Raw genomic sequence first — 25,197 nt, 5'->3', positions numbered from 1 at the left:
CGACCCTTCGAAGGAGCCTCACATGTCCTCACCCACCACGCTCACCCCGACCGCCGTCGGCTCCGTCCCGCTCTGGGCCTGGGCCGTGCTCGCGCTGTCGCTCTTCACCGTCTACCTGCTCGTGCAGGAGAACGGCACCCTCCTCTCGGCCGGCGCCGCGCACTGGCTGCACGAGGTCACCCACGACGGTCGGCACGCGCTCGGCGTGCCCTGCCACTGACCGCCGTGGCCGAGACCAGCTGGGGGCGACGCCTCCTGAACGGCGCAGGTGCCGGCGCGCTCGGCGGGGTGGCGGCCGTCGCCGTCCTGGTGACGACCGTCGAACCGCTGATCAACCGGTCGATCGGCATCGAGGAGGCGCGCGAGTCGGCGACCACCGGCCACGTCCACGAGCACTCGCACGAGGCAGCCGGCGAGATCGTCAGCCGGCTGCAGCAGCAGATCGGTGGCGCGATCACGGTCGTGATCGTCGGAGCCCTGCTCGGGCTGGCCTTCGCCGTCGCCTTCGCCCGCAGTCGGCACCGGCTGCCCGGACACTCGGAGGTGGGTCGATCCCTGATGCTCGGCCTGCTCGGGTTCGCCTCGTTCGCGCTCGTGCCGGCTCTGCTGATGCCGGCCAACCCGCCGGCGGTGGGCGACCCCGACACGGTCGGCCGGCGCACGATCGACTACCTGCTGGTGATCGTGCTGACGGTCGCGGTGATCGCCGCGGTCTTCGCGATCGATCGTCTGCTCGGCGAACGCGGCAAGGGCGCCGACGTACGCTGGACGGCCGGGATCGCGGTCGTCGCCGCCGGGCTGATCGCGCTGGCCCTGCTGCCCCGCACGGGCACCGAGATCCCGTCGGACGTTCCGGCCGACCTGATCTGGCAGTTCCGGGTCGCGTCTCTGGCCCAGCTGGGGGCGATGTGGGCCGTGCTGAGCCTCACCCACGGCGTCCTCACCGTACGGCGATCCGCCCCCGCCCGGTCGGCGTCGGTCCGTCCGGCGCAGGTCCCCGCCTGAGCCACGGGCAGCCCGAGCCGATGAACGGCCCCGCGGCAGACACGGCGACATGCGTCGTCAGCGTCTGCCGCGGGTGCTGTTGCGGCAACGCCGAGCTGCGTCCGGGCATCGACCACGACGCCCTGCTCACCGACCTGGGCAAGCGGCTCGGCGCCGACGGGAAGGTCCGCGTCACGGGCTGCCTCTGGGTCTGCGGCGACGCCAACGTCGTGGTCGTCTCTCCTCGTCCCGAGGCCCGACGGACCGGGGCGCGACCGGTCTGGCTCGCCCAGGTCGACCACCCCGACGTCAGCGCCCTGATCGCCGCCTGGGTCGCGGCCGGTGGGCCCGGGCTGGCACCGATGCCCCGTGCTCTCCGGCCCCACCTGAGCCGACCGTTCGAGCATCCCGACGCTCCGGTACGGCGGGCGCGGGCCTGAGTCACGCGCAGGTCAGCGTCGCGCCGAGCTGCCGGCCGGCAGCAGCCGTCCCGCCTGCGAGACCGCGACCGACATCGGCTGTCTCAGCCCGGTCGCGGTGGTGGTGACCGGACCGCGCGGACCGTCGAAGGTGACGCCGCTCCGCAGCCCGGCCCCGATCACACGCGGATCCCACGCTCCGCCGGCCGCCGCCGCGCGGCCGACCAGATGGACCGCCTCGTAGACGCCCTCGGTCAGGCTCGAGACCGGGGCCGCGCCGGCGCCGAATCGACTCCGGTAGGCCCCGACGAAGTCGCGGTTGGCCCGGGTGTCGAGGCTCTCGAAGTAGGAGAAGGCGGCCCACAGCCCCTCGCTCGCCTCCGGTCCGATGAACTCGTGGGTCGACTCGTCCAGCACGAGCGCGAGGCTCTGCACCCGGGCGCGCATGCCGGCGGCGTACATCTGCTGCTCGAAGCTGACCTCGTCCGCACCGACCAGGGAGGAGACGACGAGGTCGGCGCCGCTGGCGCGGATCGCCTCCACCATGGCGGAGTGGTCGGTGGTGCCGAGCGGGGCGTAGGAGCCGCCAGCGATGGTGCCGCCGCAGCGCTCGATCACCCGTCGTACGGCGCGATGCGCCCCGCGGGACCAGGAGTAGTCGTTGCCCGCGAGGTAGAAGCGCGAGCCACCCGAGACGCTCATCAGCGCCGGGATCGCCGCAGCCGCCTGGGCGGCGGGACGCTCCCCCAGCCGGAAGACCTCGGGGCCCTCGGTGCCGCCCTCGTTGAGTGGCGTGTGGATCGCGAGCAGTCCGTAGCGGCGGGCAACCGGGCGCAGAGCCTGGAAGACCTCCGAGGTGACGCTGGCGAGCACCACCGTGCAGCCAGCATGGGCGAGCCGGACCAGCTCGGCCGCTCCGAGTCCGGGATGGGTGCCGTCGTCGCCGGTGACCAGCTCCAGCGGCCGGCCGAGCACGCCGCCGTCGGCATTGACGTGCTCGACGCCGAGCTGGGCGGCACTGCGGGTGGTCACCGAGAAGACGTTGGCCGGGCCGCTGCCGCTGTAGAGCAGGCCGAGGCGATGCGCCAGGCCGGTCGGCTCGTCCGGCGGCGCCGTCATCCGGCCGGCCCAGGCGAGGATCTCCTCGTCCAGGGTCGCAGCGACGCTGACCGTCGACCGGCTCGGGCCCTCGCCCCGCACGGCGGCGATCACCCGGCCCTTCCACGGAACCTCGTGGCGGATCACGATCCGGCGGCCGTCCTCGACGGCGACGACCCGGCCGAGGATCTCGATCCGCTGACCACCGAGGGCGTCGGGCAGGGTGATCGGGATGGAGAGCGGCACCCCGGGGCGAAGCGCGCTTCCCGACGGGAGCCGCCAACCGGGCAGCCCGCCGGCGGCGATCAGCTCGAAGGCCTCGTGCGGCGCGCGCGGAAGCGAGACCCGGTCCGCGACCACGATCTCACCCACGAGAGTGCTGCCGCCCGGTCTCAGCCGGCGCTGCTGCGGCGGCGCGAGGAGCCGGCAGCGGGCGCCTCCGCGGCCGGCAGCCCATCGCGGAGATCGCCGAGCGCGTCCCGGTAGACCTGCGCGACGAAGCCGACCACATGGGAGGCGGGCGCGGGATCGATCGAGTAGAACCGGAATCGGCCCTCCCGGCGCTCGCTGACCAGGCCGGCGAGACGCAGCACCCTCAGGTGACTGGAGACCGTCGTACGTCCCAGCCCCTCGATGCGATCGGCGATGTCCCCCACGGCCAGCTCCCCGGCCGAGAGCGCGAGGAGTATCTCGCGGCGCGTCGGATCGGCGAGCGCGTCGAAGACCAGTGACCCCTGCTGAGACACACCCTGCCCCATCCGTCGAGAGCTGATGACATGTCAACACTACCGGACGCTCGGCTGCGCGCGCAGCCTCACCTGGCCGGCCCCTCCGACACCCTCGTCGAGTCGCCGGGCAGGCGCCGGCGCGACACCTGACCTGCGGCTTCTCGAACGAAGTCGCGCGACAATCTGACAAACTTCACCCATGCGCGTCTCCGCCAAGTCCGACTACGCCCTGCGGGCGCTCATCGAGATGGTCGTCCGCGAGGACGGGAAGGCGGTCAGCGCCGAGGAGCTGGGGCGTCTCCAGGAGATCCCCCACGGCTTCCTCCAGGCGATCCTCGCCGACCTGCGCAAGGCCGACATCGTGCTCTCCCAGCGCGGCCCGTCCGGTGGCTGGCGGATGGCCCGGCCGGCCTCCTCGGTGACCGTCGCCGACGTGATCCGGGCGGTCGACGGGCCGCTGGTCTCCGTCTACGGCCTGCGGCCGGAGTCGGTCACCTACAACGCGAACGCCGAGGGGCTGCAGCAGGTCTGGGTCGCCGCCCGCGACTCCCTGCGCGAGGTGCTGGAGTACGTCACGATCGAGCAGCTCGCCGAGCGGACTCTCCCTTCGACCGTCACCGACCGGACCGCCAACGAAGAGGCCTGGCAGCCGCACTGATCCGACGCACGCCGAGTGGGGCCTGAGGACGGGCCGAATGGGGGCTCCCGTCACGCCGAGTGGGGCTTCGGGATGCGCCGAGTGGGGGCTTCCGTGCCACGGTTCGGCGGCCGACGCGCGCAAGCCCCCATTCGTCACGAGGAAAGGCCCCACTCGGCCCGCCCTCAGGCCCCACTCGGCGTGAGGGAAGGCCCCATTCGGCGTGAGGGAAGGCCCCACTCGGCGGGGAGTGGGGTGGGGGTGGTCGGTCAGACGGTGGTGGCGCCGGGAGCGGGGGCGAGCCAGACGGTCGCGCCCTCCTCGACGCCGAGGCTGCGGGCGTGGGTGCGGGTGAGCTCGACGAGGACCTCCTCGCCGGCGACGGTCAGCACGGTGACCCGGACCTCGAAGCCGACCCGGAGCACGCGGGTGACGGTGCCCTCGGCGCCGGTGCCCGGCGTGGTGGACACGTCGATGTCGTGCGGGCGCAGCAGCTGGCCGCCGAGCTTGGTGACCTCGCCGAGGAAGCCCATGACGAAGTCGTTGGCCGGCGCGTCGTAGAGGTCGTCGGGCGACCCGATCTGCTCGACCCGGCCGTTGTTGATCACGACGATCTCGTCGGCGACCTCGAGGGCCTCCTCCTGGTCGTGGGTCACGAACACCGTGGTCACGTGGACCTCGTCGTGCAGCCGGCGGAGCCAGTCGCGCAGCTCCTTGCGGACCTTGGCGTCGAGGGCGCCGAACGGCTCGTCGAGGAGCAGCACGGTCGGCTCGACGGCGAGCGCCCGCGCCAGCGCCATGCGCTGGCGCTGACCGCCGGAGAGCTGGGCGGGCAGCCGGGTGGCGAACTGCGAGAGGTGGACGAGCTCGAGCAGCTCCTCGACCCGGCGCTTGATCTCGTCCTTGGGCCGCTTGCGGATCTCGAGCCCGAACGCGACGTTCTTGGCCACCGTCAGGTGCTTGAACACCGCGTAGTGCTGGAAGACGAAGCCCACGTTGCGCTTCTGCGGCGGCAGGCTGGTGGCGTCGCGGCCCTCGATCGAGACCGTGCCGGAGTCGGCCGTGTCGAGACCGGCGATGATCCGCAGGAGGGTCGACTTGCCGCCGCCGGACGGGCCGAGGAGCGCAGTGAGCTGGCCGGTCGGGATCGAGACGGACACGTCGTCGAGGGCGTAGAAGTCGCCGTACTGCTTGGTGAGGTTGCGGACGTCGATGGACATGTCAGTGGGCCTTTTCAGAGCGGTTCCGGAGCAGCGCCACCACGACGAGGCAGGCGACGCTCACGAGGACGAGCAGGAACGCGATGGCGTACGCCGTCGGCTGGGCGAATCCCTGGTACTTCGCCTCCACGGCGAGCGTGGCGGTCTGGGTCTCGCCGGTGATGTTGCCCGAGACCACCTTGACCGCGCCGAACTCGCCGACCGAGCGGGCGAGGGAGAGCACGACGCCGTAGACGACGGCCCAGCGGATGCTCGGCAGGGTGATCCGCCAGAACGTCTGGGCGGCGTTGGCGCCGAGCGAGCGCGCGGCCTGCTCCTGGTCGTCCCCGATCTCGTGGAGCACCGGCACGACCTCGCGGATGACGAGCGGGAGCGCCACGAAGCAGGTGGCGAGGACCAGCGCGGGCGAGTGGTACATCAGCTGGATGCCGGCCGCGTCGAGGGGCTGGCCGAGCCAGCCGGTGCGGCTGTTGTAGACCAGCAGCAGGGCGAGGCCGACGACCACGGGCGAGACCGACAGCGGCAGGTCCACCAGGGCGGACAGCGCACGCTTGCCCGGGAAGTCGAAGCGCACCAGCAGGATCGAGATGGTGACGCCGAAGACGAGGTTGATCGCCACGGCGACGAGGGCCACCCAGAGCGTGAGCTCGAGGGCGCTGACCACGGTGTCGTCGGTGAAGACGGCGTTGAGCGCGTCGAGGCCGTCGGCGAAGGTCTCCTTGACGAGCATGCCCACCGGCCAGACGACCAGCATGACGACGTACCCGATGGCGATCAGGCGCAGCAGCCAGGTGATCGGGCGGGGAAGGCGGACGACGCCGCTGGTGGTGGTCCTAGCCACGGCGGGCCACCCGTCGCTGGACGATGTCGAGGGCGACGATGACGACGAGCGCGACCACCAGCATCAGCGACGCGATCGACGCGGCCGAGGCGTTGGAGCCGTTCTCGATGAAGCTCAGCACCCGCACCGACACCACCTCCGTCTCGAAGGGCTTGTTGCCGGAGAGGAGGACGAGCGAGCCGTACTCCGAGATGGCGCGGGCGAAGGAGAGCGCCGCGCCCGCGGCGATGGCCGGGACGAGCGAGGGCAGGATGATCCGCCGCAGGATGGTCGCCCGGCTGGCACCGAGGGAGGCGGCCGCCTCCTCGACGTCGGCGTCGAGCTCCTCGAGCACGGGCTGCACCGTGCGCACGATGAACGGCAGCGTCACGAACGCGAAGGCGAGCGTGACGGCCAGGGACGTGAACGCCGCGTGGACGCCGACCGGGCTCTCCGGGCCGTAGAGGCTGAGGAGGACCAGGCCAGCGACGACGGTCGGCAGCGCGAACGGCACGTCGATCACGACCCCGAGCGCACTGCGCCCCCAGAACCGGTCGCGCACGAGCACCCACGCGATGATCGTGCCGAACACGACGTTGGCGACGGTGACGATCACGGCCTGGACGACGGTCAGCCGGACCGCCGCCCAGGTCTGCGACTCGGAGATGACGTGGAGGTAGTTCGAGACCCCGCCCTCGGCAGCGGTGGCGACGATCGCCGCCAGCGGCAGCAGGACCAGGAGGCTGAACCAGAGGACAGCGACACCGAGACTCAGGCCCGCACCGGCGCTGAGTGGGCGTGCCAAGGTCTTACTCCTCCGCTTCGGTTCCGGTGGCCTGCTGGATCGCGGTGATGATACCCAGCGGCTTGCCCTCCGTGCCGTCACCGAAGAACTTGTCGGCCGCCGTGCTCCAGCCACCGAAGATGTCGTCGTTGATGGTGTAGAGCTTGGTCGGCGCCGGGAACGGGTCGGACGGGTCGTTGGCGCCCTCGACCTCGCCGACGTCCACGCCGTCGATGACGGGGCGGAAGCCGGACTGCGCGTAGAGCTTCTGGCCGGCCTCGCTCTCCTGGAACGCGAGGAAGTCCTTGGCGGCCTGCGGGGCGGTCTTGGTCACCGCGCCGGGGTTCTCGATCTTGAGGGTGTCGTCGGGCACGACGTAGTCGACGTCGGCGCCGGAGGCCTTCGCGAGGATGGCCTCGTTCTCGTAGGAGATGAGGACGTCGCCCGAGCCGGAGGTGAAGGCCGTGGTCGCCTCGCGACCGGAGCCGGGCAGGGCGATGGTGTTGTCGAGCAGCTTGGTCACGAAGGCCTTGGCCTCGTCCTCGGTCCCGCCGTTGCCGGCGATGTGCGCCCACGCGGCGAGGATGTTCCAGCGGGCCGAGCCGGACGAGCCCGGGTTGGGCGTGATGATCTGGACGCCCGGCTTGATCAGGTCGTCCCAGCCCTGGATGTCCTTGGGGTTGCCCTTGCGAACGGTCAGCACGACGACGCTGCTGGTCACGATGCCCTTCGTGGCGCCGGTGTTCCAGTCCTCCGCCACGAGGCCGTCCTTGACCAGGCGGGTCACGTCGGTCTCCAGCGAGTAGTGGACGACGTCGGCCTTGTTGCCGGACTCCACGCCGCGCGACTGGTCGCCGGAGGCGCCGTACGACGTCTTGAACTCGACGTCCTTGCCCTCGTCGGTCTCCTCGAAGGCCTTGAAGACGGCGGTGTTGGCCTGCTCGAGGATCGAGAAGCCGTTGACGTTGATCGTGGTGGTCGACGAGCTGCCTCCGCCGCACGCGGCGAGAGCCATGACGGCCGACACAACAAGTGCACCCAACTTGATGTTCATAGTCGAGCAGACTAGTCCAGTTTAAAAGCTTTCCGTGACGAGTCCAGATAGTGGGCGAGCGCGTCGCTGACGGAGGCCGTCGGCCGTGAACAGCATCAACGCCACCCAGACGAGCACGAACCCCGCCCATCGGCCGGCAGGCATGTCCTCATGGAAGTAGAGCACTCCGAGGGCGAACTGGAGCACCGGCGCGAGGTACTGCATCAGGCCCAGCAGGCTGAGCGGGATCCGGTTGGCCGCCTCGCCGAAGCAGAGCAGCGGCAGGGCCGTGACCACGCCGGCGAGCACGAAGAAGACGGCCAGATGCCCGGTGGCGAAGTGGCTCTCGCCGCGCACGACCAGCGCGACGACGTACACGAGGGCGAGGGGGGTGGCGATCGCGGTCTCCAGCGCAAGCGCCTCCACCGCGGGCACGCCCGCGAGCTTCTTGATCAGGCCGTAGGTGCCGAAGCTGCACGCCAGGGTGAGGGCGATCCACGGCGGGCGGCCGTAGGTGAGGGTGAGTACGACGACGGCGACCGCGCCGATCGCGATGGCGGTCCACTGCAGCCGGCGCAGCCGCTCGCGGAGGACCACCACGCCGAGCGCGACGCTGATCAGCGGGTTGATGAAGTAGCCGAGGCTCGTCTCGACGACGTAGCCGGCGTTGACCGCCCAGATGTAGAGGCCCCAGTTGACGCTGACCGCCAGTGTCGCGGCGGCGAGGAGGCCGACCTTGCGCGGGGTGCGGAGCAGAGCCGCGAACTGGCGGCGACGTCCGGTCGCCAGGACGAGGGCGGTCATGAGGACCGCCGACCAGATCAGCCGGTGGGCGAGGATCTCGAACGCCCCGGCCCTCTCCAGCAGCGGCCAGTAGAGCGGGAAGAGCCCCCACATGAGGTACGCCGCCAGTCCGGCCAGGATCCCGCGCCGGTGCTCGCTCACCGGGTGAGGCTATCGGCCACCCGCCACCGAGCTCCCATTCGCGGTGGGACGTTTCGGCCCTGGCGGACGGCGCGTGGGGCCGGAGCGTCCCGGGAGGGTGGGATTCGAGGAGGGTCAGGCCGTTCTGGTGGCGACGACGTCGGCGAACGCCTCGAGGGCGTCGCGGACGGGGCCCTCGGGGAGGGCGACGAGGTGGGCCTTGGCCTTCGCGGCCTCGGCGAGGACGTAGGCGCGGGCCTCGTCCATCGCGGGGTGGGCGCGGAGCAGGCGGAGCGCCTCGTCGAGGTCGTCGTCGCTGGCGGCGAGGTCGGAGTCGAGCAGCTCGATCAGGCGGGCGTCCTCGGGGCGGGCGTGCCTGCGGGCGAGGAGCACCGGCAGCGTCGGCACGCCCTCCTTGAGGTCGGTGCCGGGCGTCTTGCCCGACACCGCGCCGTCGGAGGCGATGTCGAGGATGTCGTCGGAGATCTGGAAGGCGGCGCCGACGATGTCGCCGTACGCCGTCAGCGCCTGCTCCACCTCGGTGCTCGCGCCGCCGAAGAGCGCGCCGTAGCGGGCCGAGGTGGCGATGAGGATGCCGGTCTTGCCGGCGATGACGTCGAGGTGGTGCTCGACCGGGTCCTCCCCCGGCGCGGGCGCGCGGGTCTCCATGATCTGGCCCTCGACGAGCCGGGCGAAGGTCTGCGCCTGGATCGCGACCGCCTGCGGCCCGAGCTCGGCGGTCAGCTCGGAGGAGCGGGCGAAGAGGAAGTCGCCGGTGAGGATCGCGACGTGGTTGTCCCAGCGGGCGTTGGCGCTGTCCTCGCCGCGGCGCACGAGCGCCTCGTCCATGACGTCGTCGTGGTAGAGGCTGGCCAGGTGGGTCAGCTCGACCACGCACGCCGCGGTGAGCACGTCGTCGGAGTCGGCCCGGTCGCCGGTCTCCGCCGCGAGCAGGACGAGCAGCGGCCGGAAGCGCTTGCCGCCGGCGTCGAGCAGGTGGGAGGCGGCCTCGGTGATGAAGGCCGCGCGGCTCTGCACGTGGCCCGACAGCGCCTTCTCGACGAGCGCCAGCCGGGCTCGCAGGCGCGCCTCGAGCTCGGGGTCGGTGACCGGGAGGGCGAGTGAGCTGCTCACGTCGGGAATCCTCGCACAGCCCGCCGAATGGGGCCTTCCCTCACGCCGAGTGGGGCTTCGCCTCCCGTCGAGTGGGGCCTCGCCTCCCGTCGAGTGGGGCTCTGCCTCCCGTCGAGGGCCCCGCCACGTCGAGTGCGGGCGCGGGCAGGCCGGAGGCCCCACTCAGCACGACCGGAGGCCCCACTCGGCGTGAGGGGAGGCCCTATTCGGCGAGGGGGTGGCGGCGGCGCCGGAGCAGCACTCCGGCGACTCCGGCACCGGCGAGGAGCCCGAGACCGCCCAGGCCGAGGAGCCACCAGCGGAGCGCTCCACCGGAGCTCGCGGCCGGGCGCGAGGGCGGCGCGGTGCCCTGGAAGGTCGTCGTCCCGGTGCTCGCGGACGCCGACGGCGAGGGCTCGGCGGCCGCCTCGGTGCTCCAGCCGCTGCCGAAGAGCCGGAAGGAGGTGGTACCGCCGGCGCTCCCGCCGACCTTCGAGTGCCGGGTCTTGGAGCCCTTCGACGTCGAGGAGGATGTCGTGGACGAGGCGGTCGAGGAACTGTCCGTCGACCCGGGGCCGGTCGAGGACGCCTTGGTCAGGGGGGCGGCGACGATCGTGACCGGAGCCACCTGGAGGCGCGGGTTGCCGTCGGTGCCGGTGCCCCGGATCACCACGAGGTGGCGGCCGAGTGTGGTCCCGTTCGGCGCGGCGAACCCGGCCCTCGACGACGCGACCGAGACGGAGGCCCGCGCGGAATGGCGTACGCCGAGACCTGCCGACGCCGCGCTGAGGTCCCCGACCTCCGTGCCGTCGAACTCGACGGTGACGTCGCCGGCGAAGTCCTCCGCGGCGATCGGGATCTCGCTGCCGATGGGGATCGAGTCGGTGTAGGCCAGGTCGACGTCGGCGACCACGGTCACCGGGAACGAGGCGTCGGTCACCTGGTCGGCGGTGTCGCGGGCGGAGCACTGCACCTCGGTCTCGCCGACCAGCAGGATGCCGTCCGGGTCGGGGCTGCAGCCGACCTGGGCGCCGATCTCGGAGTCGGCGGTGGGGAGGTCGAAGGGGACCTCGATCCCCCCGGTCTCGCTGGTGTCGGCGGCTGCGACGACGGTGAGCGAGTCCGGAACCTCGACCACCGGAGCGGCCTCGCTCACAGTCCCGGTGCGGTCGATCCGGAAGGGTCCGACCGGGCCGGCCGTGGTGCAGTTGCCGGCCACGTCGCAGACCTGGCGGGTCTCGGTGACGGCGGCGTCGTCGGCGTTCCCGTCGCCGACGGCGGTGAGCAGTGTGAAGCTCGCCGTGTCGGGGTCGGCCAGGCCGGAGTCGTCGTCGGTCGCCGTACAGGAGACGAGCACCTCATGGTCGAAGGAGTCCCCGGACGAGGTGTCGCAGGTGACCACCGGCGCGGTCTCGTCGACCTCGACCGCCGCGGGCGTGGGCACGGTGGCGCAGTTGCCGACTGCGTCGCAGACCGGGTCGTGCGCGGCGAAGACGCCGGCGGCGGAGCTGGTCAGGGTGAAGCTCGCGTCGGCGGCCGACGCGAGACCCGAGCCGCCGTCGTCCACCGCCGTGCAGGTGACCGTCGCCGCGCTCCGCTGCCAGGTCGTCGGGACGGCGTTGCAGGTGACCTCCGGCACCTGGTCGTCGAGGCCGACCCCGATCAGGGAGGGCACGTCGGCGCAGTTGCCGGCGACGTCACAGACCGAGCGCGACGTGGCGACGCTGACCCCGTCCGACTGCGAACCGGCGGAGATCAGGTCACCGGTGGTGACGGTGAAGCTCACGTCGGTGGCCGCGGCCAGGCCGGAGCCGAGGTCGTGGGCGGTGCAGTCGTACGTCAGCGATCGGCCCTTCGTCCACGACCCGGGAGCCGGGGTGTCGCAGGAGACGGTCGGCGGCACCCGGTCGACCTTCAGGGTGTAGCTCGGTACGTCGGCACAGTTCCCGACCGCGTCGCAGACCGTGTCGGCGACGGTGGTCGCCGAGGCGTCGTACGCGCCGGAGTCGACGCCGGTGGTGAGGGTCAGCTCGGCCTTCGCCTGGTCGGCCAGGCCGCTGCCGGTGTCGGTGGCCGTGCAGGAGATGGTCGGGTTGGCGTTGCTCCAGCCGGTCGGCACCTTCCCGCAGTCGACCGTCGGCGGGACCTGGTCGATCTTCGCGTCCGCCGGGATGTCGACCGAGGTGCAGTTGCCGGCCTGGTCGCAGACCTTCGCCGGACCGGTGTAGGCGACCGCATCGCTCTGGCTCGTGCCCGAAGGCAACGCGGCGGCGAGGGTGAAGGCAGCGTCGGCGGCCGTCACACCTGAGCCGTCGTCCTTCACCGCGCAGCCGAGGGTGACGGCGCCGGCCGACCAGCCGCCGGGGGCCGGATCGCAGGTGATCACCGGCGGACTGTGGTCGATCTTCACCGGACCGAGCGGGCCGACGGTGGTGCAGTTGCCGAGCGTGTCGCAAACCGTACGGGAGGTGGTCGCGGCGGTGGCCGAGGCGGTGCCGTCGGGGACGTCGGCGGTGAGGTCGAAGCCATACTCCCCCTTGTCGTCGAGCGTAAGCCCGACCAGGTCGGCGGCGTCGTCGGTGACCGTGCAGTGCAGCGTGACGGCCTCGGTGGCCCACGAGGTCGACGGCTGAGCGCAACTGGGGACGACGGTCGGCCGCGGTGCTCCCGGGTCGGACCAGGGGTCGTCGCTCGCCCCCAACGTGAAGGTGGCGCCGGTGTCGGTGCCGAGCCGGACGTAGACGGTCTGCCCGGCCGTCGTCTTCACCCACAGTTGCCCGCTGGCCGAGGAGAGATCGCTGAGCTGGGTGAGGTTGGTGACCGTGATCGCCTTGCTCGCGTCCTTGACGACGTACGCCGTCAGGGCCCCCGCGCTCGTCGGGGCGACGACTTTGAGGGTGACGCCGTCATCGGGTGAGGTCCAGGAGTACCAGAGGCTGCGAGCCCCCGAGCCGATCGAGGATTCGTCGCTCTCGGTGGTCGCGTTCACGGTCGTGCCGGTCAGCGACGCCTGCGCTCCGGCTGCGGAGTTGATCGGCTCGTCGAGGGACCGGGCGGTGGCGAGGTCGTCGTTGTCGGGGCCGCCGGGTGAGGGCTGCCAGAGCTGGAACTCGAACTCGTGAGCGATCGACTCGTCCAACGGCCGCTTGTCATAGACCTGGAAGTAGTAGTGCGTCCCGGCGACCGCGGTGAACCGTAGGCCGAAGATGGTCGAGCCGCGTTGGAGCCCGCTGACCGCCTTGAGTGGGAACGACCAGGAGCCGTCGGAGGTGTCGTCGACGTAGGCCCCGACGCTCTGGAACGTCTCGCCCTGCGGCAGGACGTAGGTGGTGCCGCTCTGTGCGGCGTACCAGGAGAACCAGACCGTGCCCGCGCCCTGGCCGGCGACTGCGCCCGAGGCCGCGGGCTCGTTGAGCTGGACGCTGGCGCCGGCCGTGGTGCCGGTGAAGAAGGTCGCCGTCGGGTCGAGACAGCCGGCCGCCCCGGCCACGACGGTGGCACTCGACCAGAGCGCCTTCCCGGTCGGGTCGACCACCTGGAGGGTGCCGTCGTTGCGGAGCAGGAACTTGTTGGCGGTCGGGGAGTTGGAGCCGGTCGCCCAGGGCGCCTTCCCGGCGCTGTCGTAGAGCACGAGGTTGCCGTCGCTCTGCATCAGCAGGGTCGTCCCGGTGGTGGTGTGTGACTCCCAGACGTGAGCGCGGGTCTGGTTGTCGTAGAGCACCAGGTTGCCGTCGGGTTCCAGCACCAGCTCGAAGGTCCCGTTGGGCGACTTCACCCGCGTCCCGGTGGTCATCGAGGCCTTCGTGTCGAGGACGACCGTCGACCCGGCGGCGTTGGTGACGGCGGCGGTGGCGACGCACTTCGTGGCCGCCTGCCAGCCGTCGTTGGTCGGTACCGACGTGCTGCCGGAGAGACCGATCGCGGTCCCGGTCGCGACGCCGGCGACCGCGACCACCAGTCCGGCGAGGACCGCCCCCCGAGCCCAGCGGCTACGAGGCAGTCGTGCGCGCGTGCGATCCAGGAGACGTCGTACGGCGGGAAGCGGAGTCGTCATAGCGCGTAGATCCTGAAGGGTGAGACCTGGAGGCAGCCGCCGACACCGGAGACGCTGCCACAGAACCGGGTCGGATTGATCGAGAAGTCGGCACCGACGGAGGCCGAGAAGCAGTGGTAGAGGCAGATCTTCCCGCTCAGCGAGCCCTGCCCCTTGACCGTGACGCCCTTGCCGAGGTCGAGCTTGCCGAAGCTCGGCAGGGTGACGGTGGTGGCCTCGCTGGAGACTCCGAGGAGGAGCAGGCCCTTGATCTCGAAGGCGCCGCCCCAGCAGCCGAAGATCCAACCGCAGCCGATGAAGTCGATTCCGATCGGGCCGAGCGCGACACTGATCGCCGCGCTCCACTTCGAGGCGCTCTGGAAGTGGACGTCCACGCCGTAGCTGTCGACCAGATGGATGTGGGCCTCGATGCCCGGCGTCGCCGTACCGGCGGTGCAGAAGGTCGCCTTGGCGTCGACCGCAGGGAGAGCGACCTTCCCGTCGAGGCAGAAGGCACCGGCGGTGTCGAAGGTCGCGGTGGCGTGGAAGCCGATCGCGGAGGTGACGCTCGCATCGACCTTGACGGTGCCGGCGATCACGCTCGGCCCCTTCGCGGTCTGGTTGGTGAGGGTCAGGGAGGCGCTGACACCGACCTCCATCACCTGGAATCCGGCAGTGCCGGTGAAGGTGAAGCCGACCCTGCCGCCGCTGTTGACGATCTGCCCCGACGCGGACCCGTGGATCGGCCCGACGTCGAGCTTGGCGCCGACCGCGAACACGCTGCCGCCCTCGCAGAGCGTGATCGGGGAGTCGATCGGGAAGTCGACCTCCAGCAGCGACGGGCACGCCGCCGTCCCTGGGGTGTCCAGCGCGGTGGCGGCGGCCTTCGCCGAGGCGGTGTGGACATGAGGAGTGCCGAAGGTGCCGTCGCCGTTGGCGCTCGGGCAATCGCCGTTGCGCAGCCCCTGGCCGATCACGAACCCACCCTTGGTCAGGGCGAAGCCGCCGACCGAGAGGTTCGCCTCACCCGAGAGACACCAGTGGTAGCCAGTGGTCGTGGAGCGGGCGAAGCTTCCGGAGAGGAGTACGCCGGCGTGGACCGGCGACGAGGAACTGGTGAGCAGACCGAGCGAGGCGACACCGTTCGCCCAGCCACTGCCGCCGATGCTGCCGACCGAGACGGTGAGGTCGGCGTCGAAGGCGCCGAGCAGGCTGACCGCCACCCGGCCGTTGAGGGTGAAGTCGCCGTCGTTGACCACGACGTCCTTGCCGTCGGCGTCGGGGGCGGTCACCTTGCCGGCTGCGACCTTCGGACCGAAGTAGATCCGGGAGTCGTGCAGCGCGACCGTGAGGTTGTCGGCCAGGGTGACGTCGGCCTCGTGGATCGCGAGGCCGGAGCCGTCGATCTTGGCGTCGATCTTCATGCCGAGCCCCAGCGGGGTGGTGACGGCGGCGTTGACCGAGATCAGATAGGGATCCTCCGAGCCTGGGTGGATGCCGAGCGCGAAGCAGGGTCCCGTCTTCGGGAAGGTCGGGATCGTGCCGCCCGCGGGGATCTGTGCGATCACCTCGGCCGAGCAGCCGTCGCCGGTGATGGTGGCGGCGCCGAGGTCGATCGGCGAGGAGGCGACGACGAGGTCGGCGGCGTTGAGACCGCCGTCGTCGAAGTCCACGTCGCCGTAGAAGGCGAGCCGGGTGCCGAGGACGGTGGCGTTGGCCGACATGCCCAGAGTGAAGGCGTCGAGGTGGGTCGAGACCCCGACACCGAGATCGACGTGGGCCCAGAGGTTCGCGTTGTCCAGCGACGCGACCGAGCCGAGCCCAAGGTCGCTGACCGAGGCCTTGAGGTCGGCCGAGATGTCGATGGTGTCGCCGTTCTTCTCCGCCACCACCGAGATCACGGCGTCGGCCTGGACCGGTCCGGCGACGAGGCCGCCGGAGAAGTCGAAGGTGCCGCGCCCCTGGGTGGGGTTCTCCTTCGTGGGGCGGACCTCGGAGAAGGCGTAGTGGGTGTCGCGCAACGACACCCCGCCGACCGAGAAGGCCCCGATGTCGGTGCTGGCGCTGATCGTGCCGGCCTCGAGGTCCATGTCGGAGCGGATCGCGAGAGCGACGCCGAGCACCGTGCCGTTGAAGGCCATGTGATAACCGCGGTCGTAGGTGAAGGAGCCGATCGTGCCGCCGCGTGGTGCGATCACGACGCTGGCGTAGTCGACGATCAGTGCGTCGGCGAGGGAGGAGGAGATGGCGGTCAGCGGTTTGATCGCCGGCCCGGTGCCGGGCTCGCCGATGCTGATCGCGAAGATCGGCTCGGAGCGGGAGATGTTGAGGCCGAAGCTGATCGGCGGCATCGAGCCGTCGGGCCGGTTGACCAGCCCGACGGTGTCACGCCACGACTGCGGCAGGGCGGTGACCTTGGCGGCCAGGCCGAGGCTCACGGTCGGCTTGTCGCCGAAGACGATGCCCGCCTGGACCGCGATGTGGCTGACGTCCAGGCCGGACTGGCCGAAGGCGTCGCTCCACGCACTGGTGGTCTCGATCCCGATGGTGATCGCCTTGGTCGGCTTGACCTGCACCGCGACACCGGCCGTGATCGCGACCGTCCCCGCAGGGAGGGTCGTGGCACCGCAGTCCACGCTGCCGCCTCCGCCGTCCGGGTTGGGCAGCGCGAGCTGGCCGTCGCCGGAGAGTCCGAAGGAGGCGTCGGGCGTGATCGTCAGGTGGAGGGCGCAGAGCGAGAGGGTGGTGCCGCTCGCCTCGAGGATGGCCGCCGGGTGGGCGAGCACGAGGTCGGCGGTGATCTGGCCGGGATCGCTGAGGCTCACCTTGACGTTGATGTTGGCCGGGACGTCGAGGTTCAGGTCGCCGTCCAGCACGCTGCAGACCGACTCGGGGACGCGATAGCTCGTCACCGCGGTGAAGCCGGCCGAGACCGCGAGGCCGTCCTCAGGCTGGCTCGATGCCGTGCCACCGCATTCGGTGGCCTCCGCGGAGGGGCCGCCACTGACGAGGTCGGCGTCCAGCCCGGGCACCTTGCTGATGTCGGCGATGTCCCGGGAGGCGTAGACGATCGCGCCTTGCCCGCTGATCGGGAGGCCGAGGCCGGAGAGATCGGTGGAGACCTCGGCGACCACGGCATTGGTCCCCGCCTCCGGCTGGTAGTAGACGACCGTGGCCGCTCCGGTGACGCCGTACGCCGAGCCCGACCCGGACACCCGGAAGACGTTCGTCTCGGCCCGGCCGTCGGCGGTCGTCGTCGACGTACTTGCCTTCGCGTCCTTGTGCAGGGCGAAGAGCGAGGCGCCGTTGAAGGAGACGCCGTCGATGCCCAGTCCGGAGACGGCCGTGTCGGTCCTCGCGGTCCAGCCCTCGCCCGGGACGACGCAGGCCGAGGCGGAGACGGGAAGGTCCGTGCTGCCGAGGTCGAGCGTGACCGCGCCGGAGATGATCATGTAGTAGTCGGCGCGGGCGAGGTCGAGCGCGTCGCAGGTGGCGGGAAGGGCGGAGTCGTCGTCGCTCGCCCGCTGCTCGATGGCTACCTGGACGTCGGTCATCGTCATCGGTCCCTCGACCCAGGAGCCGGCGACCCGGGCGTTGAGGGAGTAGGTCTCGACGCCCTTCTTCATCGTGATGGTGCCGGCGATGGTGGAGTCGTTCGGCTTCAGGGTGAGGCCGTCGGTCAGGGTCCACTCGTCGATCACGGTGCCGGTGATCCCGAGGCTCCAGTTGTCCAGGTCGGCGAAGGCACCGCTGACCGTGACCTTGGCGTGGCCGTACATCAGGGCGCTGGCGGCGTAGGTCACCTCGTGGGTGTCGAGATCGACGGAGTAGGTCTGGAGGGTGACGTCGGCGAGATCCCAGTCGTCGGGGAAGGTGAGGGTCCCGCTGGTGACGGTGATCTTGGAGGCGCTGATCGTGCCGCTGACGTTGGTCAGTCCGGTGTCGCCGTACGTGATCGCGGCACCGGTGAACTGGAGCTCGCCCTTGGTGCAGATCTCGGTGAACGAGTCGACCAGGGATCCGGCCTCGCCGAGGTCGAGCGTGAGGTCGCCGACGGTGACCACGACGTGCTCCTCGCGGTGCTCCTCCAACTGGTCGTCGAGGAGACCGTGGAGCTGGTCCCAGATCAGTCCGAGCACGCTCCCGGCCAGACCGCCGGGGATCCGATCGCACGCGTCGGGCACACTCCCCGTGGTGCTATCCGTGGTGCCGTCGGTGGCGCTCGCCGTCGACTCGTCGGTCGCCTCGCTCTCGCCGGTCGTCGCCGAGGAACTCACCTCGCCGGAGTCGGTCGCGGAAGCCGCCTCGGAGGCGGTCGCCGACTCGGTGGCCGACTCGGTGGAGGTAGACGAGTCGGAGGAAGCTGGGGCCGCTGAGCGAGACGGGGTGCTCGTGGTCTCTGCTGCGGCCGCGGCTGCGGAGGCCGCGACCGCGCGGGCGCCAGCGGTGATCGACGAGGAGGCCACCGCGCTGGCGGAGGAGGTGCTCGACGAGTTGCTCGATGACGTGGCGGAGGAGGCGACGGCCGAGGTCGCAGACGAGTCGGTGGAGGCAGCAGAATCGCTCGACCCAGCCTCGCTCGCGGTGTCGGTCGCAGCACCGGTGCTGGCGCTCGCACTCGTGCTCGCACTGGTGCTGTCGTCGCCTGCATCGGTACCCGTCGTCGCCGAGACGGAGACGGACGGCGACGACGAGTCGGACCGGATGGCCCCCGCCGCGCTCGCAGAGTCGTCCGAGGTCGCAGAGTCGTCCGAGGTCTCAGCCGCACCGACGCCGAGCGAGACCGTTGCGGTGGCGGTGCTCCGGGTGGAGCCGGTGCCACGGGCGACGGTGGCTTGGAGCACGATCAGGTCGCCGGGACCGGCCTCGGAGGGGACCGTGAAGGTGGTCGTCGCAGTGTCGTCGTCGGCCAACTCCGAGCCGTCGGTGTCGGGGAGCGTGACGGCGGGTCCGGAGACCTGGCTCCAGGTCAGCGTGGTGGCCCCGGCCTGGGCGCGCGCCACCTGGGCGGTGGCGGTGGCCGCCTCGCCGGGCGCGACCAGGCCGTCCGGCCCGGTCAGGGTGACGCTCACGGGCGGGTCGTCGGGACCGAGCACGAGGGTGGAGCCGCTGCTGAGCGGCGTGCCGTCGCTGGCCGTACGCCCATCGGTGGCGAGTGCCTGGACGACGAGCTGTCCGACCCCGTCGGGCCAGGTGACGTCGTACGACAGCGTGCAGTCACTCGCGGAGCAGACCGTGGCCGAGGGCACCGGGGTGAAGGCGAGGTCGATCTCGCCGGGCCAGGTCACCGTCGGCGTCACCGTGGTCGACGGCGTCGCGTCAGTGATCTTGTAGCTGATCCGGACCGTGCTCCCCGGGTCCGGCGCCAGGGTCGAGGCGTCGACCGCGGTCGAGGGCGAGCCGGAGTCCGGCAGGGTGACCACGGTGTCGGTGATCCGGGGCACGGTGATGCTGTTGGGCACGACCGTGACGACGGTTGTGTCGGTGGCGACCCGGAGACCGTCGGTGACCGCGAGCCGGAAGACCAGCGTGGTCTCGCTCTCCACGTCGGGCACCGTGAAGGTGGCCTTCTCCCCCTTCGCGTCGGGGGTGGGGGTGCCCGACGGGAAGGCCACCGTGGCGGCGGTGGTGGCGATGGTGCCCCAGTCGACGTCCGGGCCCCCGATCTGGGTCCAGGCGTAGCCGAGATCGCGGCCGGCAACCTCCGACCCGGAGGCGTCGAGGACCACCGACGTGGGGGTCGGCCCGGAGTCGCCGGGGGTGGTCGAGGAGACCTGCTGATCGGCGCCGGCGTCGGCACCGAAACTGGCGCCCTGGGTGATGACCACGTCGGCGCCGTGCAGGATCGCGGTGCCGTCGGCTTTCAGCACGGCCTCGCCCTCGTCGAGGGTCGTCGCGTCGAGTCGGCCGGCGGTGAAGGTGAGCGTGCCGACGATCGCCGGGGCGGCGGTGTACGCGATGGTGACCTTGCGCGACGAGGCGGCGGCGAGCGTCCCGCTCGCCTTGCAGAGCAGTGCCTGACTCGCACCGCCCGGGTAGGGGCCGGCGCGGATCGCGCAGGTGACGCCGCTGGCGGTCGAGGTGGGGGCCGAAGCCAGGGTGATCCCGGCGGGCACAACCGCGGCGAAGACCAACGGGCCGTCGGCCGCGACGGTGGAGTCGCCGCGCAGGGTCAGGGTGAGCGAGGAGCTCATCGACCCGAAGACCGGCGTCGAGGCGAGGGTGAGGGTGGTGGACGGGGCGGCGGCGTGGGTCGCCGGCGCGACGATCGGGATGTCGAGGGCAGCCGACGCACCGGTGACGCCGTCGCCGGTGCCACCGGGAGCGGTCGCGGCGGCGAAGGCCGTGTCGGGCCACGTGACCGCGGCGTCCATGCCGTCCGGGAGCGTGGTGATGAGCACCGGGCCGGCGATGGTCGCACCGCCGTCGACGCCGATCGGGTCGTCGGTGGTGCAGGTCGCCGTCGTGCCGTCGGCCGGGTCGGTGCAGGTCCAGCCTGCCGCGTTGCCCGGCTGCACGTTCACCCGCACGCCGGGAGGAAGCGTCTGGGTGACGCTGATCCGCGCGTCCCCGGTGTCTCCGCCAGTGTTGGCGACCGCGAACCGGTAGATGCTGCTCCCCGCCTCGCTGCCTGCGTCCACCTTGCCCAGCCGCACCGCGAGCACGGGCGCGTCCCGGACCTTCGTCTGCACCCCGTACGCCGTCTGGCTGGCGACCACGCCGAAGGCGTCTTCCGCCGATGCCTCGGCCCAGAGCTGCCGGGTGCCCTTGCCGTCGTAGTAGAGGGTCGGATCGGCGGTCAGGGCGAGGGTGAGCGTCGGGGCGCTCTCGCCCGAGCGGAGCACCCCGCCGTCGAGGGTGCCGTCGGCGGGCGTGCAGAGCGTGGTCGGGTCGGGCATCCCACCGGCACCGCTGACCACCGTGGGTAACGCGGTCCCGGCAGTAGAGGTGAGCATCGGCTCGGTGCCGGGCGCCGCGGTCCCGCAGGTCCACCCCTCGCCCACGGTGCCGAGGTGGACGTCGGAGGGCAGGGCGAGTGCGACGAGCGGAGTGGAGCGGGTGTCGGCAGTGCCGTCGTTGGTCAGCGAGACGGCGACCTTCGTCGGGGTGCTGTCGTCGGCGCTGAGCTCCTTGGCACCACTGAGCGTGGTGGTCAGGTGCGCCCGGCCGTAGGGCGAGACGGTGAAGGCATAGGGCTGTGTGCTCCCGGCAGCGGTGGCCGACCCGTCGCCCCACCAGGAGACGCCGTAGTCGACGTACTGGGTGCCGAGGGCGGCGGTCTCGGGCAGCGCGATGTTGATCGGCAGCACCAGCGGTGCCGCGAGCGGCCCGAGCGACGCGGGGTTGGAGCAGGTCAGGACGGTCGAGGTGGCGATGGTGTCCTTCTGGCAGGTCCATCCCGACGCGTTCCCGTTGACGTCGTCCCCGCCGGCACTGACCCCATCCGCGCCGTAGGGCACCACCACGCTGGCGTTGATCGGCCCGCTCAGCTTCTGGGTGGTGAGGTTGGCGACGGCAAGCTGGAGGTGGGCCGTCGAGCCAGGGTATGCCTGGTCGATCAGGTTGATCTGCCCGCCGAGGCCGTCCATCTCGGTGGGGTTGGCCAGCACCTGGTCGCTGGCACTCTCGAGGTCGACACCGGCCGCGACCGCAGAGGCCGGCACGACGGCGTACGACGCCCCGTTGACCGCCCACGAGAGCCGCGCCACCTCGCTGCCGCCGCCCTCGTAGTAGTCCATCTCGACCTGGTGGACGCTGCCGGCCGTCCAGGTCAGGGCGCTGGTCGTCTTCGAGGTCTCTCCTTGCAGCTGCCAGTTGTCGATCATCCGGACGCCGTCGATGCTGAGCCGGACCCCGTCGTCGGCCGAGGTCCGGAGGACGTAGTCGCCGTCGGCGGGAGCGACGACTTCCCCGACCCAGCGGACGCTGAACTTCTCGGCACAGGTCTTCGGCACGCTCCACACGGTCGAGGTGCAGTCGCCGGTGACGCGGGTGCTCTGGTTCACGCCTGCGTCGTACCGGCTGTAGGTCACCCCGGTCAGGTCGGTGCTGCTGCGGTAGTAGAGGCCGAGCAGGCCGCTCGCGCTGCTCGTCTCCTCCGGGGCCGGGACATCGGTCGTCGGGGCGGCCTGGGCACCGGAGCCGAGCGCGATGACGGTGTAGAAGTACTGCGTCCCGTTGGTCAGTCCGGTGTCGAGGTAGCTGGTGGCGCCGGGGTCCGAGGCGGCGATCAGAACCCCCCGCTCACCCGCCTTCTCGGAGCGGTAGACCAGGTAGATCTGGCCCGCGGCCGCGTCTGCGGCGGCAACCCATCTGACCAGGGCCTTGCCGTTGCCGCCGACCGCGCCCGCTGCCGTGACCGGGCCCGCGCCGCCCTCGGCGGCGGTGCCGTCCACCGGTTCCGAGGGCTCGCCGGTGCCGGCGGCCGAATGCGCCACCACCCGGTAGTGGTAGGTCACTCCGGGCTCGGCCCGGTCGTCGACGAACGACGTGTCGACCGGGTTGCCCATCGGGGAGCCCAGCGCCCCGGTGGTGCTGCGGTAGACGGTGTAGGAGGTGATCGGCTTCGCCGAGATCGGGGCGGTCCAGGCGAGCGTGACCGCGGCCGGGCCGGGGGTCGCGATGAGGCCGGTGGGGGAGCCGGGCCCGACCACCGCGATCTCCGACGCATCGGAGGCGGCGAAGGTCTGCCGGGGCGCGCCCGTGTCGTAGGAGCCACTCCAGCCGGCCACCGCCGCCACGGTGTAGCGGTAGCAGTCCCCGGCCACCACCGAGGCGTCGACGTACGTCGTCACGTCGGGATTGGTGGAGACCGAGGTGAGGATCTTCGCCGCCGACGTGCTGGAGAGCCGGACGCTGGTCTGGGTGAGCTTGTAGGTGTAGTTGGTGACGGTGGCGCCGGTGGAGTTGCCGGAGGTGCAGTCGACCTGGGTCCGCACGACCTTGTAGAAACTGAACGGCGTGGTCGTGCTGGTGGCGTCGGCCGACGGTGCCGCGTAGGCGGTGGCGATCCCGGTGTCGGCGGCCTTCCAGGTGACGGTGAGCTCGGTCGCGCCGGTGAGCTTGGTGCTCACGCCGGTGGGTGCGATCACGCCGTGGGGCAGGACGTCGAGCGGCTCGGAGTAGGGCGACTCGTCGACGTAACCGTCGCCGTCGGAGTCCGCCGGCGGGGGCACCTTGGGTGCGTTGGGGTACTTGCCGTTGAGGGTGTGATAGCCCCACCCGTAGTACATCTGCACCGGCGTCGGGTAGGTCTTGTACTGCTTGACCTGCTCCAGGTCCTGCCGGCTCACCGCGAGCACCCGGTAGTAGTAGTGCGTGCCGGCGGTGGTGCTCGTGTCGACGTACGTCGGCGTCGTCGAGGTGGACGCGACCACGTAGCCGACTCCGGTGCCGACCGAATCAGAGGAGGCGGAGCGGAAGATCTCGTAACCGGGAGGCATCCCGGCGGCACCGCTGGCAGGCCGCCAGGTGAGCGCGACCGTCTTCGCGGTCTGGGTGGCCTTGAGGTCCACCACCTCGTTCCAGGCGCCCTGCCAGACCGAGACGACGTCGGAGGTGCGGCCGGCATAGGTGACCTGAAGGGCCACCTGGCAGCCGCAGGTATCGCCGAAGGAGGCCGCGTAGGCGCAGTGGGTGCTGTCGTAGAGGTCGGGGAAGCCGACGTTGACGAAGCCATTGGAGGTGTACGTCGCCGGCCGGTAGCCCATCGTCCGGAGACTGGACGTCGCCACGCCCGGGTCGTAGGTCAGATCCGAGCCCAGGTAGCCGTAGAGGCGGAGGTCGCCGTCGTGGCCGCCGCTGGCTTGGCCCGAGAAGGTGTCGCAGGCGACTCCGCTCACCTTCGGCCAGGAGATCAGGATCGCGTCGCCGAGGTTCTTCGCAGTCACCTCCAGCGGCGTCGTCTCCGCCGTCGCGGAGGAGACCGGCACGATCGCAAGGGAGAGGCCGACCAGCACCGTGAGGGCGAGCAGGAGACGACGTACGGACCGCACGGGCGTCCCCTCTCGTCTCGTCTGATCGCGTCTGATCACGCATGGCCGGCCCGAGCGGCACCATCGCCGCGCCCTCACGCGACGAATGCGTATCGGAAGATAGGTATTCCGCCTGTCCCGGGGCGTCGTTGTCCGAAAGTGGACACGAGATTCTCTGTGACACGGGTCACGTATAACTCGGCGCGAGGCGGCGCGGCCTCCATCGGCGGTTCACCCGGACGCCTTAGCGTGACCGCGTGGGGAGGGACGAGACGCCGAGCGACCGGTGGGACGTCCTCGCGGCCGGACTGCGGTCTCGGGCCGGGAGCGTCACCGAGCTGGCCGCGCTGACCCGGCAGGAGCCGGAGCGCCTGCGGGAGGCACTCGGCGCGCTGGCACAGGCCGGCTATCTCACCGTCCAGGGCGACACGATCAGATATGCGAGCCCCGAGCAGGCCCTGCTCGCCGACGGGGCGCGCCTGGCCGCCGGGCTCCGCGCCGAGGTCGACCAGCGGCTCGCCGAGCTGACCGAGCTCTACGTGAGACTGCCCACGCTCGCCCGGGAGTGGCGGATGGGCGCGCCCGTCGAGAAGAGCCCGATCCGCATCGACGTCTTCCACGGCCCCGACGCCGTCGTCGACTTCTGGCATGTCCTGCACGCGCACACCCCGCCCAAGCGGACCGACGCCGTCCTGCCCGACGGGTCGCCACTGCACGTGGCCGACCCGGCGATGCAGGCGGTCTGGCACCAGGCACTGGCCGCCGACGGCGCCTCGGCCCGGGTGGTCGGCTCGATCGCGGACGCCCGCGACCCCGGCGCCCAGGAGCGCATCGGCCAGGAGACGGCGGCGGGCGTGGAGTTCCGGATGCTCCCCGAGACGCCGGGCTGGTTCTTCATCACCGACGACGACGTGGTGGCACTCCCCTTCCACTGGGGCGAGACCTGGCCCACCTCGGTGATGGCGATCCACAGCCCCGCTGTCGCCGGGATGGCGCGGGTGATCTTCGAAGGGCTCTGGGAGGCCGCGCTCCCCCTCGACACCGCCCGCTCCGACGCCGGTCGCGCCGCCTGGGACGCCGTCCTGCGGCTGATGGAGAACGGCGCGACCCCCGAGGTCGCCGCCCGCGCACTCGAGGTCTCGGTCCGCACCGTCCGCCGCCGGATCCAGGACGCGATGAATCACTACCGCGTCGACAACCTCGTCGCCCTCACCTCCCGCTGGAGGGGAGACCCGCGCGCTCACTGATGCAGTGCCGCAGCGCAGGACCAAGTGACATATCGATCGATATGTCATACTGCGGGTATCGGCTCTCGGGAGGAGCGACAGAGGGAGAGCGACCATGCGCTGGTGGCGCCGGAGGAAGCGTCGGATCGCGTGCCGGAGGAAGTACGGCGAGGCATGCCCCCACCTGGAGCGGCACTCGCAGAC

15 protein-coding genes are annotated in these 25,197 nt (G+C 71.5%); 5 read left to right on the top strand and 10 right to left on the bottom strand.

Annotation, left to right across the window (positions count from 1 at the left end; translation table 11 throughout):
• Nucleotides 1-22: 22 nt before the first annotated feature.
• The 3 genes from QM572_RS09825 to QM572_RS09815 are packed head-to-tail and all read left to right on the top strand — an operon-like array spanning nucleotide 23 to nucleotide 1,424.
• On the top strand, nucleotides 23-220 hold the full coding sequence (locus QM572_RS09825) for a CbtB domain-containing protein (protein ID WP_415092537.1): 198 nt from the start codon (nucleotides 23-25) through the stop codon (nucleotides 218-220).
• Nucleotides 221-225: 5 nt separating this feature from the next.
• On the top strand, nucleotides 226-1,005 hold the full coding sequence (locus QM572_RS09820) for a CbtA family protein (RefSeq protein WP_415092535.1): 780 nt from the start codon (nucleotides 226-228) through the stop codon (nucleotides 1,003-1,005).
• A 20-nt stretch (nucleotides 1,006-1,025) separates the two neighbouring features.
• The gene (locus QM572_RS09815) at nucleotides 1,026-1,424 is read left to right on the top strand and encodes a (2Fe-2S) ferredoxin domain-containing protein (protein ID WP_415092533.1); all 399 of its coding nucleotides are present in this window, start codon (nucleotides 1,026-1,028) and stop codon (nucleotides 1,422-1,424) included.
• A 12-nt stretch (nucleotides 1,425-1,436) separates the two neighbouring features.
• Here the strand turns inward: QM572_RS09815 and QM572_RS09810 are convergent, their stop codons facing one another.
• Both QM572_RS09810 and QM572_RS09805 read right to left on the bottom strand, forming a co-directional pair.
• Nucleotides 1,437-2,873 carry an ABC transporter substrate-binding protein gene (locus QM572_RS09810; RefSeq protein ID WP_415092531.1) on the bottom strand — a complete coding sequence of 479 codons (1,437 nt, stop codon included), beginning with the start codon at nucleotides 2,871-2,873 and terminating at the stop codon, nucleotides 1,437-1,439.
• A gap of 20 nt (nucleotides 2,874-2,893) precedes the next feature.
• The gene (locus tag QM572_RS09805) at nucleotides 2,894-3,247 is read right to left on the bottom strand and encodes an ArsR/SmtB family transcription factor (protein ID WP_415092529.1); all 354 of its coding nucleotides are present in this window, start codon (nucleotides 3,245-3,247) and stop codon (nucleotides 2,894-2,896) included.
• A gap of 181 nt (nucleotides 3,248-3,428) precedes the next feature.
• Here QM572_RS09805 and QM572_RS09800 point away from each other — a divergent pair, with 181 nt between their 5' ends.
• Nucleotides 3,429-3,887, top strand: a complete 459-nt coding sequence (locus QM572_RS09800; protein WP_415092527.1) for an RrF2 family transcriptional regulator — start codon at nucleotides 3,429-3,431, stop codon at nucleotides 3,885-3,887.
• A gap of 248 nt (nucleotides 3,888-4,135) precedes the next feature.
• Here QM572_RS09800 and QM572_RS09795 read toward each other — a convergent pair whose 3' ends face one another.
• The 8 genes from QM572_RS09795 to QM572_RS09760 form a co-directional block, all read right to left on the bottom strand.
• Complete coding sequence (locus tag QM572_RS09795) at nucleotides 4,136-5,086, bottom strand: sulfate/molybdate ABC transporter ATP-binding protein (RefSeq protein WP_415092525.1); 951 nt, start codon at nucleotides 5,084-5,086, stop codon at nucleotides 4,136-4,138.
• Nucleotide 5,087: 1 nt separating this feature from the next.
• Nucleotides 5,088-5,927: a sulfate ABC transporter permease gene (locus QM572_RS09790; protein WP_415092523.1), complete on the bottom strand. Its 840-nt coding sequence runs from the start codon at nucleotides 5,925-5,927 to the stop codon at nucleotides 5,088-5,090.
• Complete coding sequence (cysT, locus tag QM572_RS09785; protein WP_415092521.1) at nucleotides 5,920-6,711, bottom strand: sulfate ABC transporter permease subunit CysT; 792 nt, start codon at nucleotides 6,709-6,711, stop codon at nucleotides 5,920-5,922. The genes QM572_RS09790 and cysT overlap by 8 nt, the downstream gene beginning before the upstream one ends.
• Before the next feature lie 4 nt (nucleotides 6,712-6,715).
• Nucleotides 6,716-7,705, bottom strand: a complete 990-nt coding sequence (locus tag QM572_RS09780; protein ID WP_415092519.1) for a sulfate ABC transporter substrate-binding protein — start codon at nucleotides 7,703-7,705, stop codon at nucleotides 6,716-6,718.
• A gap of 60 nt (nucleotides 7,706-7,765) precedes the next feature.
• Nucleotides 7,766-8,668: an EamA family transporter RarD gene (rarD, locus tag QM572_RS09775; protein ID WP_415092517.1), complete on the bottom strand. Its 903-nt coding sequence runs from the start codon at nucleotides 8,666-8,668 to the stop codon at nucleotides 7,766-7,768.
• A gap of 114 nt (nucleotides 8,669-8,782) precedes the next feature.
• Nucleotides 8,783-9,790, bottom strand: a complete 1,008-nt coding sequence (locus QM572_RS09770; protein ID WP_415092559.1) for a polyprenyl synthetase family protein — start codon at nucleotides 9,788-9,790, stop codon at nucleotides 8,783-8,785.
• 193 nt (nucleotides 9,791-9,983) lie between these two features.
• On the bottom strand, nucleotides 9,984-13,814 hold the full coding sequence (locus tag QM572_RS09765; RefSeq protein WP_415092515.1) for a hypothetical protein: 3,831 nt from the start codon (nucleotides 13,812-13,814) through the stop codon (nucleotides 9,984-9,986).
• Entirely contained in the window at nucleotides 13,811-23,788 is a 9,978-nt protein-coding gene (locus tag QM572_RS09760) for a PA14 domain-containing protein (protein ID WP_415092513.1), read from the bottom strand. Before QM572_RS09760 ends, QM572_RS09765 begins: the two co-directional genes overlap by 4 nt.
• A 236-nt stretch (nucleotides 23,789-24,024) precedes the next feature.
• On the opposite strand from QM572_RS09760, the gene QM572_RS09755 reads away from it, so the two are divergent.
• Nucleotides 24,025-25,014: a hypothetical protein gene (locus QM572_RS09755; RefSeq protein ID WP_415092511.1), complete on the top strand. Its 990-nt coding sequence runs from the start codon at nucleotides 24,025-24,027 to the stop codon at nucleotides 25,012-25,014.
• Nucleotides 25,015-25,197: the final 183 nt, after the last annotated feature.

The organism is Nocardioides sp. (assembly GCF_047607365.1).
In the GTDB taxonomy this organism is placed as follows: domain Bacteria; phylum Actinomycetota; class Actinomycetes; order Propionibacteriales; family Nocardioidaceae; genus Nocardioides.
Note: the sequence above shows the minus strand (reverse complement) of the source record. Positions and strands in the feature narration are given on the sequence as shown.

Coding starts and splice junctions, on each gene's coding strand:
- QM572_RS09825 (WP_415092537.1), top strand. CDS start 23: ATGTCCTCACCCACCACGCTCACCCCGACCGCCGTCGGCTCCGTCCCG.
- QM572_RS09815 (WP_415092533.1), top strand. CDS start 1,026: ATGAACGGCCCCGCGGCAGACACGGCGACATGCGTCGTCAGCGTCTGC.
- QM572_RS09800 (WP_415092527.1), top strand. CDS start 3,429: ATGCGCGTCTCCGCCAAGTCCGACTACGCCCTGCGGGCGCTCATCGAG.
- QM572_RS09795 (WP_415092525.1), bottom strand. CDS start 5,086: ATGTCCATCGACGTCCGCAACCTCACCAAGCAGTACGGCGACTTCTAC.
- QM572_RS09780 (WP_415092519.1), bottom strand. CDS start 7,705: ATGGCTCTCGCCGCGTGCGGCGGAGGCAGCTCGTCGACCACCACGATC.
- QM572_RS09765 (WP_415092515.1), bottom strand. CDS start 13,814: ATGACGACTCCGCTTCCCGCCGTACGACGTCTCCTGGATCGCACGCGC.